This is a genomic window from Limnohabitans planktonicus II-D5, assembly GCF_001270065.2.
Taxonomy (GTDB): domain Bacteria; phylum Pseudomonadota; class Gammaproteobacteria; order Burkholderiales; family Burkholderiaceae_C; genus Limnohabitans_A; species Limnohabitans_A planktonicus.
In genome coordinates, this window is the sequence record NZ_LFYT02000037.1 from 23824 (window position 1) to 35212 (window position 11389).

Here is an 11389-nt window from a genome sequence, read left to right on the forward strand (position 1 = left end):
GTCTATGCTGCAAGTTTCATCATTACGAGACCTTTGAGGCGCTTCATATTGGTCAAATCCGCGAGTACTGTCGCCGGTTCGGCATCGGCCCAGTTTTCATTGCCATAAACTTCAGACAGCTTGATGCGAACTTGCTCCGTTTCTTTGGAAATCGCTTCCCGCTCAGCTGCCGTCAAATTCAAGGTAATGCCGTCGCACAGGTGCCGTTGGCGCGAAAAAACAAGGTTCAAGATTAAATACAGGGCCGCGTTCTGTAACGCCGCCTCGGCAGGCGACAACGATGGGATATCTGCGTCGACTATGTCTCTGATCATGCGCCCAATTTGGGTAGTTCTCCACAAGCGACGAGCCGTCAAGCTGTTTGGAAACAAGCAACCGTAAACAGAATCCTCTACCTTATTGACACTCGCCCCGACGAAGTTCCTTTTTTGGTCCCAAAGTGCCCCCGAGTCTGCTATCACCAACTGGAGGCCTTCTGCCCAAGTTAGTCCATCTTTGCTGGCGCAAGCCAAGTAGTTGGCAGCCTCTTGTGCCGTGAACACTCTTTCAGCTGCGTGGGGGTCTTGGGCGCTGGGTTTGTAGATGTACCTTATTCCCGAGACTTGCAAAGTTTTGCGCCAGTTTTCTTGGTTGTCGTCCAAGGCAATGAAGTCTTCTGTTCGAACGGCGTTCTGGTTATTGCGGTACTCCGTAACGCGATCACCGAAGTCAGCGGGGTCACCCGCAGACTGGATACAAGTCACAAGTACATCGGCAGGATTGGCGTCATAGTGGGCTAGGGGTTGCTGCGCGACGGTACCCACTGTTTGCGCTCCGTTGATGATGGAAACGCCTTCCAGTCGAAATTTCCCAACTTTTCTTTCCGTATCCATGGCTCCAATGGCCGTTATCTTTTCGCACAACAACGTAACGCCATTGTTGAAATAGACAAAGTGCTCTGGTGAAGTGAGTAGCGTTTTCGTAATCTCGGCATTGACACTGGACGACCCTCGATAGCGCCGGATATTCTCACGGACCAAAGCATGGTCATGCTCGACATAAAGCGAGGCCAGATCGCGGATGCGCATGACTCCGTAGAAAGCACGCGCGGGCTTATCGATAAGGCCATAGTTGCGCAGTTCAACTTCCGCGGTGATGGATTTTTCTGCTCTTTTGGCGATGACCGCTTCGTGAAAATCACGCAGGCCAAACCTGACGAACCGCGCACGTCCCGGTTGCACCAAATTGATTGCGTCCTCCAGATCGCGGAACAACTGGATGCGATCGTCATGCAACGAAGTGCCGGTGTATACCAATGCAAAGTGGATGGAGTGCGCATTATTCATCGCGGTGCGAATAGCAGGAAGTTTGACCTGCAAGGCTGCATTGAATCGTTCGAACTTGGCGCCAGCGAAGTCTTTCACGCCATCTTTGAACTTGGACGCATCGCCCAACAACGGTTCGCCTCTACCTTCGTGGATGTACTTAGACTGTACGAGCCAAAAGACTCCTGTCGGGCTGATATAGACCGAGTCAATTCCGTGGTCGTTTCCACCATCAATGCTGGCAGCAACTGCGTCCGCTTTGGTCGCGCCTGCATGGGCTATGAGGAAATAGGCGGCCAGCGCCTTTGAGAGAAAGTTTCTTTCAATATCAACAGCGTTCTTGCCAGTACCAACAATCGCCCCATTGAACTCCATTTTGAGAAACGCTTGTATTTGTTGAATTTCTAGTGGTCTTGCATCCGTCGCCATTAAGCCAACTCCCATTGGATTTTGAATATGTCTTTTAGTGTTGATGTAGATGCCAGACGGCCTTCCAAGTCGTCAATCAATCGGCTGCGCTGCCCGTCAATCTCATCCTGTCGGTCAAAAATCCGCCGTCTCAGTTGGCTACGCTTGTCTTCCAACTCACGCTGTCGTTTCTGCCAGCTCAGCTTTTCTTCCAGCGTGGCGGCCACGGTGGCGGTGCGGCGCACGTCTTTAATTTCACGGTCCAGCTCTTTGACTTCGTTTTCCAAGCCCACTTTCAGATCATCCGCCCAAGCATCGAGCTTTTGCACCTCGGCATCAAAGTAGCCTAGGTTGCGGGTGTTGACGGCTTGAATGTGCTGGCGCTCCAAGCGCAGCACTTCTTCATCCAGTGTGGCGGGTGGTTGCATCAGCAAGTCGTCTTGCAGCAGCTCTGCTGGCAGGCGCAGCAACTTTTCGGCGTCTTCTTCGTGCATGGCTTCGCCCGCATTAGTTATTGCCACTACCAGCAAGTAGTCTTCTACCAAGCCAAGTGCATCGATCGACAGTACGCTGAATGACAGCCAGCCGCTTTGGCCGCGCAGGGCTTTGAGTGTGGAGACGTTGGAGCCATAGGCATCGTAGTCAAAGCGTATTCGGGCGGGGGGCAGGATTCGGCCTTTGGCTTGCGCAATCAGCGCCTGGGCCAACGGGTGTCCGGTGCGATACAGGTGCGCATCACCACTGCGGCGGGGCAGCTCGTAGCGGCCTGAGGGTACATCGCTTGGCGTCAAACCCGGAGGGGTTTGGTTCAGGGTAAAGCCTTCGTGGTCAAACTCGGCGTGATCTCGCAGTTCGGCATGGGTCAAGTCCATCAGCAAGCGCTCGTAGCGGTTACGGGCGCTTTTGCTCTCGGTTTGCCGTACCTTGAGTTTGTCTTGCACCGCCTCATCAAAGTTCTCCAGCAACAGCTGGCGGGTTTTGAGCATGGCGGCGTTGATTTCGCCGGATAGGTCCAACTGCAATTGCTGGAAGGATGTTTCTATCTCTTGCGGGTTGCGGCAGGTTTGGTAAATCTCGGCAATACGACGCTCAAAGTCCACGCCGCTGCCGATGGTGCCCAGCACTTCGTCGCTGGCGCCAAACACGCCTTCAAAAAGCTGAAATTTTTGCGCCAGCAGCTCATACACACGCTTGTCTGCCGGGTTGCTGTGATCGATGAAGTTAACCACCACCACGTCGTGCTTTTGCCCGTAGCGGTGGCAGCGGCCAATGCGCTGTTCAATGCGCTGCGGGTTCCAGGGCAAGTCGTAGTTGATGACCAACGAGCAAAACTGCAGGTTGATGCCTTCGGCCCCGGCCTCGGTGGCGATCATGATTTGCGCGGAGTCTCTGAAGTGCTCCACCAGCGCAGCACGGGTGTCTGCTGTGCGCGAGCCGGTGATTCGGTCGGTGCCTGCATGGCGTTGCAACCAGGCTTGGTAGATGGCGGTGGCTTGGTCGCTGGTGTTGGTGCCGTTGAATAGAACGGCCTGCCCGGCGTAAGGACTCAACTCGATGAGCTGCAGCAAATAGTCTTGTGTGCGGCGGGACTCGGTAAAGATTAGGGCTTTTTTGTTGGCTCCCAGCTCTTCCAGTTCGGCAAAGGCTTTGCCTAGCGCTACCAGCAGGGCTTGCCCCTTGGCGTTGTCGCGAATGGTGGTGGCCAAGCGCTGAAACTCGCGCAGCTCGGCTATTTCTTCGGCCACGCTGGCTAGTGGTGGGCCTGAATCGTCGCCATCCTCTCCCCACTCTTCTTCGGTTTCGTCGAGGGACTCGTAGTCTTTGTCCAACTCCTCACTTAGCTGCGCATTCGTTTTGTCCGCTAACGCTGCGCCCAGCTTGTCCTGCAGGCGCTGGGCCATGGTTCCCAACGCGCCGCCAATGGCATGGCTGCTGGATGCCAGCAGCTTCCACAGCACCAGCGAGATGAGCTGGCGCTGCCCGGCAGGCAGGGCATTGAGCGCAGGGCGACGCAAGTAGTCAGACACCATGTCGCGCAACACTTGCTCATCTTGAGACGGGGTGAACTGCTCCACCATGGGAATGCGCTTGGTGTACGAGATGTAGGGCTGCACCTGGCGGCGCAAGGTGCGCATGCATACCGGCTGGAGGCGTTCGCGCAGCTTGGTCACGGTTGCAGCATTGTTCAACGCGCCAAACTGGTCACGGAAGCTAGGCAGATCGCCAAACACACGCTCGTCGACCAGACTGACCAAGCCGTAAAGCTCCAGCAGGGAGTTCTGAAGCGGCGTGGCGGTGAGTAGCACTTTGGGGGCATTTGCCAGGGCTTCTTTCAAAGCTTTGCCAATGACGTTGCTCTGCTTGTAAACATTGCGCAGGCGGTGGGCTTCGTCCATCACCACCAAGTCCCAAGCCACACGGCGCAGGTCGTCAGCCTTGGACTTGGCGAACTGGTATGAACAAATGAGCACCCGAGCTTGGTCAAAGGGATGTTTCGTGCCCGCCTTCACCAATTCACGGTAGCTTTTGGCCTCCAGAATTTGGGCCTGCAAGCTGAACTTGTCTTGCAGCTCTTGGTGCCATTGCTTGCGCAAGTTGGCCGGGCAAATGACCAAGATGTTCCGTTTGCGCTCCGCCCAGCGCTGGGCGATGACCAAACCGGCTTCAATGGTTTTGCCCAAGCCCACTTCGTCGGCCAGGATAACGCCTTTGGATAGCGGGCTGTGGAATGCAAAAAGAGCGGCTTCTACCTGATGGGGATTCAGGTCCACCTGCGCGTCGACCAACGTACTGGCGAGCAAGTCGGCAGCGTCCGCCCCCATTCGGCGGGACAGAAGCCAAGCGATGTACTGGGATTGGTAGGGAGTTGAGGTATTCAAGTTGAGTTTCTTTTCGGGTGATTATGCCGACTTGATATAGCGACTTGATTTGGTCGAAGATTGCATTGTGACAAGCGATTCACTAAGTTACTTCATTACGCCCGCTATGCTAATGCTGCTATCCGCTCAGCCATCAAGAAAGGGCTCCATTCTCATGCATGAAATCATCTGCCCCCACTGCCACAAAGCCTTCAAGATTGACGAGGCGGGTTACGCCGACATCCTCAAGCAGGTGCGCGATGGCGATTTTGAAAAGCAGTTGCACGAGCGGCTGGAGTTGGCCGAGCGGGAAAAGCAGGGCGCTATTGCCTTAGCCGAGGCCAATGTCACCAATGCGCTGCAAAAAACAGCGGCGGCCAAAGACACTGAGATTCAGGCGTTGAAAGCCCAGCTCGACGCGGGCGAGGTGGCGCGCAAGCTGGCGGTGTCGGAGGCTTTGGGCACGGTGAGCAAAGAGCGCGATCAGTTGGCCAACGAGCTGAAGACCGAACAGGAGAGGGCGCGCAACAGCAGCCAAGCGGCAGCCCAGTTGGCCGAGGCCAAGCTGGCCCACGCGCTGCAGGCCGAAGCTGCCAAAAAGGACGCTGAAATTCAGGCGCTGCAAGCCAAGCTGGCGGCCACCGAGACAGCGCGCCAATTGGCCGTGAACGAGGCCGTAGGTGTGGTCGCCCGAGAGCGCGATGGTTTAAAAAATGATCTAAACCTCATTGCCGTGAAAAACCAGCTGGAAGAGAAAGCCATCAAGGAGCAATTCGCCTTGCAGCTGCGCGACCGTGATGGTGAGATTGCGCGCCTGCGGGATATGAAGGCGCGGCTGTCGACCAAGATGGTGGGTGAAACCCTAGAGCAGCACTGCGAGATCGAGTTCAACCGCATCCGTGCAGCCGCCTTTCAACGGGCGCATTTTGAGAAAGACAACGATGCCCGCACCGGCAGCAAGGGTGACTACATTTTTCGCGACTCAGACGAATCGGGTGCCGAGATCGTCTCCATCATGTTTGAGATGAAAAACGAAAGCGACGAGACGGCCACCAAGAAACGGAACGAAGATTTTCTGAAAGAGCTGGACAAAGACCGCACGGAAAAAGCCTGCGAGTACGCGGTGCTGGTGTCCCTGCTGGAGCCGGAGAGCGAGTTGTACAACAGCGGCATCGTCGATGTGTCGCACCGCTACCCCAAGATGTACGTGGTGCGGCCACAGTTTTTTGTGCCCCTGATCACGCTGTTGCGCAATGCGGCTTTGAACGCGATGAAGTACAAGTCCGAGCTGGCCCTGGTGCGCTCGCAGAACGTGGACATCACCAAGTTTGAAACCCAGCTGGACGAATTCAAGACGGCGTTTGGCCGCAATTGGCGTCTGGCCTCTGAGGGTTTTGAAGAAGCCGTCAAGCGCATTGACGAAGCCATCAAGGACCTGGAAAAAACCAAGGAAGCGCTGCACAAGTCAGCCAACAATTTGCGCCTGGCCAACGACAAGGCCGATGACTTGACGATCAAGAAGCTCACCCGAGGCAACCCCACGATGGCCGCCAAGTTTGCAGAGTTGCCGGGGAACACCCCCGACTGAGACGGCGTAGCGGGCGCTGGAATTTGCGCTGAGTGTTCAAAGCTCAATGCGCCCCGAGGTAACAGCCCTCAGCCAGCTCCCCATCCGCTTCATCACCTTCTTCGCTGCACAGCGCCGCAATCAAGGAGTGGCGCACGGCAGCTGTACCGACTTGCCGCCTGCTAAGAAGTAAATGCACGAGCCGGTAACGGCACCAAAGAAAAAGCCCGAACTGGTAACGGTTCGGGCTTTTTGCTGGAGGCGCACAGCGGGCTTTCGGTTTCTCCTACGCCGAAGTGATTCGCGATCGCTTGGTGTCGCGCTTGAGCCGAATTTCGACAGTCCTACCCACTGCGCTGGCCGCTTTGACCAGGGTGTCGAGCTGAATGGACAGGTTGCTCGGGTCCAGCAAGCGGTCCAGTTGGGACCGACTGGTGGCCATGCGTTGTGCCATGTTCACTTTGCTGAGCTTGCCGTTTTGCATGGCGTCGTTCAGTTGCTCGGCCAATGCGCGTTTGAGCGCACGGGCCTGCACTTCTTCATAGATGCCGTCCTCTTTGAGGAAGTCATCAAAACTGCTGCCCGTGTGGGGATTGACTTTAGTTGCTTTGGCCATGGGTCCACTCCTTCAAGCGTTGGGTCGCCAGTTCAATATCTGCGGGGTTGGTTTGCTGGGTCTTCTTGACAAAGGCATGCAGCAAAATCATTTCGGACTACTCCACAGTAAAAAAGCACGCGTGCGATGCGGTTGCCGATCTTGCTACTTGTGGGCGGTGCTGATTGCCCGCATCTACGAGGTGTTCCCGCTGGTATGCCCCATCTGTGGCGGGCCAATGCGCATCATCGCCTTCATCACCTACAGCGCTGACATTCGCCAAATAGCGGCGCTTGTATGGGAATTGGCTGCAGGTTGAAGGCAGTCGCTGGATTGCCGCGCTTCGCTCGCAATGACGGGGAGGGGCTCGCAAGGGCGTAGGGGCACTCTCAATGACGGTATTGGGGCTCTCAATGACGATATTGGGGCTCGAAATGACGTGAATGGTAGAGCCGTCATTGCGAGGAGCTTGCGACGCGGCAATCCAGCAGCGGCGCTTGTAACGGCATTGGCAACGTGTTGGAGGCAGTCGCTGGATTGCCGCGCTTCGCTCGCAATGACGGGGAGGGGCTCGCAAGGGCCTAGGGGCGCTCTCAATGACGGTATTGGGCCTCTCAATGACGATATTGGGGCTCGAAATGACGTGAATGGTAGAGCCGTCATTGCGAGGAGCTTGCGACGCGGCAATCCAGCAGCGGCGCTTGTATGGGCATTGGCTGTAGGTTCACGGCAGTCGCTGGATTGCCGCGCTTCGCTCGCAATGACGGGAGGTGCTCGCAAGGGCGGAATGGGGGTTCGCCATGACGGCAAGGCCGCTCGAAATGACCTCAAGTCGCCTCGCAATGACCGATTTGCACACATTCAATGTCTCAATACAGACAAATTCAGTCAATAAACCAGCAAAAAGATCAATCGGCCTACCCCAATTGGGGGTTCTTTAATGTCATTTTTAACGATAAATTTATTTTGACCGATAAATTCATCAATAAATAATTCATATCAATCATTGATGAATATGACGTTATTTGAGTTTTAAGGCATTGAAATCATGAGGATGAAATGAATTTCGAAGGACTTCACCAACGGGGCACCGCATGGTCTTTTAAAGAAGGGGGTGAGGTGCTTTGGCGCATCTTTTTGAAGGGCTATTTGATTCGTGCAGCAGGTCAGGCCGTAGCGCTGGCACCTCAGGCCACAACAGCCCAGACACTGACTCCAACACACACCGCAATGACCATCACCACGGTACGGACATGACCATCAACAATAAAAAATTCACGCTCAATTTAGGCGTATTTACAACTCAGCCCCTCTCGCTCACGGGGGCAAATCTGGCAGCAGCCACCACCTTGCCGCAAACCGGGCAGAGGCTGAAGGTGGACGAGGCGATTCGTCAGACATCAACAACCTCGCCAGCTTCAGCATCAACGCAGCTGCCATTGCATCCACAGCGCCCGCCGCGCCTGCTGACATCCTCGACCCCATCAGCGACAGCGGTGCCAAAGGTGACCAACTCACCAACGACACCACCCCCACCATCAGCGGCACCGGCACGCCTGACAACACCATCGCCATCAAAGAGCCCACTAGCAACACCATCGCCACATCAACCGTGCAACCCAACGGCACTTGGGTGGCCACCCCGATCAATCCACTGCCCCAGGGCCTCAACAACCTGAGCGTGGTTGAAACCAACCCCACCGGTCTGTCCAGCCCCGCCTCATGATGCCCATCAACATCAACATCAACAGCGCAGCACCCACCATCGCGCTCAGCATCACGGCATCGACCATCGCCACTGGCCAAACCGCCACCATCACCTTCACCCTATCTGAAGCCAGCGCAGAATTCACCACCGCAGACATCACCACCTTGGGCGGCACCATCACCGGCCTGACGCAAAGCCCCACAAACCCGCTGGTCTACACCGCCACCATCACCCCCACAGCCGGTGCCACCAGCGTCGCTGTGCTGGTGAGTAGCAACAAATTTGCAGATGCCGCAGGCAACATCAACCTCGACGGCGTCTACACCAAAAACGCCCAGTCCTTCAGCTTCCGCGAAGCCCCTGCCCCCACAGACCTGACGGCCACCCTGGCCAGCACCAGCGACAGCGGCGTGCTCGAAACCAACCCCACCGGTGCCAGCACCACCGCCCAGTTGCCCATCACCATCGTGGTGGACACCGCAGCCCCTAAAGCGCCCGCAGCCATGCTCTCGCCCAGCAGCAACAGCGGCTTGCTGACCGACACCATCACCACCGACACCACGCCCACCCTGAGCGGAAGCGGCACGCCTGGCGACACCATCACCATCAAAGTCGCTGCGGGGAAGACCATCGCCACCGCCGTGGTGCCAGTATTTATAAATTGTCTTCCGAAATTAAAAATGATGAGTTCTTTTATTATTTTTTCAATTTTGAGTTTTAATGTGTTTGCGCAAGTGACTCCTTTTGATTTTATAGAAGCGAGTAAAAAAATGAATCAAGCTGAGCGTGCTTTGCAAAATTTAAACTCGAAAAAAAATTATGGTGAAAAATGTGAAACAATTCAAACCTCGTCGGGTGAAGCTGTTGCGACATGCGCTGTGCTTCCTGAAGATTATAAAAAACTGATTGTAAAAATTGAATATCCTGCCGATCAGATTCCAGATCTTATGCAGAAGCAGATAACAAAAAAATTTGTTCAAGATGTTAAAAACAAAAAATTATCTTGTATTTATAGATATATTCAATCAAATGATAATCAGGTCATGGTCGGTCGAGGGTTAAACCCTGATAAAAATGAAAATCTAAATATATATGGAGATGATTTTTACAGAACCCACGGATTAGCTGTTGGTATCAGCTGCGCCAGTGAAGACGGGATTTCGAATTCTTTTGGTTACTCGACAGAACTCTATTCTGATCCAGATCTTTCGACGGGTCGCGGAACTACTGAAGGCAATGTTTCAATGAATCAAAAATTTACATCTGAAAATATTTTTTCATTTATTCAAGATAATATCAACAAAGGAAATTTCACGTATTGGAAACGTGGTGTGGGTTTTATTAATCTTTCAGATAAAAAAAAATGGGGACTGTTGCAGTCCACAGGGCAGCAACAGTGGTTCCATAATGTGCTCAACCGAGTTTCTAAAGCCAGTTCCTACGAATACACTTATGAAGAAGGGTCAAAAGACACGTGGGGTGCTTTTGTGACTTTGGCTATAGGGCTTCAGGAAAATAGAAAAATCGGTGATCGCTGTCAGCTAAAATTAAATGCCGATGTCGGAGGACGAATTTCCACATTGAAAGATACAAGCACTTTCAATATAAATGCTCAGGCTAAATTAGCTTATCTTGTCACTGACAATTTGTCAGTCTATTTACGTGCTCAGTCTGAAAAAATAGAAAGATCAAGCAGTCAGATCACTGAAAATACACTTGCTGCTGGTGTAGAAAGTCAAGCTGGTAGTTATCTCGAGCTGGGTGCGATGGGACAGCGTGGAAACAGAAAAGATGTCCCAGATCGTCCGAATTTTTTCACAGGAAAAAATGACTTGCAAGTCATTTTAAAAGTTGGCTATAAATACTAAAGGTTCTTCGAGTCCATATCAAATATACCAATAAATTTAGTGCCTAACCCCTCTATTTGAATGACAAAAATATCATTTTCGAGCCCAAAATCAGTTAAATTTCTGTTGCCGCATGCGCGGGGATTGCGCAGAATAAATTAATGATCAAAATCTCAAAAAATAAATTCTTTATCGTCATATATATTTTAATCATAGCAATTGTAATTTATCAATGGACCAAGATGTGGGCTGTCGACAAATAAAATCCAGTGCACCGATTGAATTTATGAATGGAGTTTTTCAATTGATCTATGCAGAAAACCCTGCTAAATCGGCAGAACGCAGTGCTCGCCACTCGCATCTAATCTCGATAAATTAAAAACGCTGTCATTTTACGCCTGCGCTTGCCGTGGCGCAGCTGTTCCCCTGGGCCGCCTCGGGCCGTGCCATTGCCAATGGCCGCGACGAAGGCGTGACCCAACTGCTGTTTGACGATTCACCCGAGGTGCATACGAACGGGGGCCACGGCAAGATTCTCGGCGGTGGCATGGTGGGCACACACGCGGGCGACATGATTGGCGATATCGCGTTAGCGATTGAGATGGGCGCAGACGCTGTGGACATCGGCAAAACCATCCACCCACACCCCACGCTGGGCGAAAGCATTGGCATGGCGGCTGAAGTGGCGCACGGCTCTTGCACGGATTTGCCGCCTGGCAAGAAGTAAACGATTCGGGCTGTTTATAAAAAACCCAGTCGGACAACCGTCTGGGTTTCTTGCGATGGGGGCAGGTCAATCACTGAGATTTTCAACTTCAAGGATCCTCATTGGGTTCCTTTGAGTTTGTTTGCGAGCAGGTGAGTTGAGCAACTCCAGCTTCGTTCTGGGCTGCAAGCCTTACGCTGGTCGAATCCTCAAATTCGAAAAATATCCGGTTGTGCCGTCGTCAACCCACAGTCCGATGCCTCCCGATTTTCCGCCTAAGCGCAGGTCATCCACCGTCAGTATCTCGATGCCATCGACCAACGCACGCAGTTTCTTGCCTGAAATGTCCAGGCGCAGTGTGTGCCAGGTGTTCAGTGCAATCTGTGCACCGGCCTC

Annotated in this window: 8 protein-coding genes and 1 pseudogene; 4 read left to right on the forward strand and 5 right to left on the reverse strand. The window is 53.5% G+C overall.

Features of this window, described 5'->3' with window-relative positions:
- Nucleotides 1-2: 2 nt before the first annotated feature.
- Together H663_RS38965 and H663_RS38970 are read right to left on the reverse strand one after the other, a co-directional pair.
- Nucleotides 3-1733, reverse strand: coding sequence for an AIPR family protein (locus H663_RS38965; RefSeq protein WP_053175755.1), 1731 nt, complete (start codon nucleotides 1731-1733; stop codon nucleotides 3-5).
- Entirely contained in the window at nucleotides 1733-4591 is a 2859-nt protein-coding gene (locus H663_RS38970) for an SNF2-related protein (protein ID WP_053175757.1), read from the reverse strand. Before H663_RS38970 ends, H663_RS38965 begins: the two co-directional genes overlap by 1 nt.
- A 154-nt stretch (nucleotides 4592-4745) precedes the next feature.
- On the opposite strand from H663_RS38970, the gene H663_RS38975 reads away from it, so the two are divergent.
- On the forward strand, nucleotides 4746-6158 hold the full coding sequence (locus H663_RS38975) for a DUF2130 domain-containing protein (protein WP_053175760.1): 1413 nt from the start codon (nucleotides 4746-4748) through the stop codon (nucleotides 6156-6158).
- 265 nt (nucleotides 6159-6423) lie between these two features.
- On the opposite strand, the gene H663_RS38980 is transcribed toward H663_RS38975, so the two are convergent.
- Nucleotides 6424-6753: an XRE family transcriptional regulator gene (locus H663_RS38980; protein WP_053175761.1), complete on the reverse strand. Its 330-nt coding sequence runs from the start codon at nucleotides 6751-6753 to the stop codon at nucleotides 6424-6426.
- Complete coding sequence (locus H663_RS42490) at nucleotides 6737-6844, reverse strand: type II toxin-antitoxin system RelE/ParE family toxin (RefSeq protein WP_338067178.1); 108 nt, start codon at nucleotides 6842-6844, stop codon at nucleotides 6737-6739. The genes H663_RS38980 and H663_RS42490 overlap by 17 nt, the downstream gene beginning before the upstream one ends.
- A gap of 1359 nt (nucleotides 6845-8203) precedes the next feature.
- On the opposite strand from H663_RS42490, the gene H663_RS42275 reads away from it, so the two are divergent.
- The 3 genes and pseudogenes from H663_RS42275 to H663_RS39010 form a co-directional block, all read left to right on the forward strand.
- Entirely contained in the window at nucleotides 8204-8458 is a 255-nt protein-coding gene (locus tag H663_RS42275; protein WP_276309856.1) for an Ig-like domain-containing protein, read from the forward strand.
- Nucleotides 8455-10308 (forward strand): Ig-like domain-containing protein, encoded by a 1854-nt coding sequence (locus H663_RS41400; protein ID WP_165803953.1) that lies wholly within the window; start codon nucleotides 8455-8457, stop codon nucleotides 10306-10308. The genes H663_RS42275 and H663_RS41400 overlap by 4 nt, the downstream gene beginning before the upstream one ends.
- A gap of 397 nt (nucleotides 10309-10705) precedes the next feature.
- A pseudogene (locus tag H663_RS39010) lies at nucleotides 10706-11014 on the forward strand (dihydrolipoyl dehydrogenase); the annotation flags it as partial.
- Between the two features lie 171 nt (nucleotides 11015-11185).
- Here H663_RS39010 and H663_RS41740 read toward each other — a convergent pair.
- A partial coding sequence (locus H663_RS41740; protein ID WP_240620581.1) for a DUF1080 domain-containing protein occupies nucleotides 11186-11389 on the reverse strand: 204 nt, incomplete at its 5' end.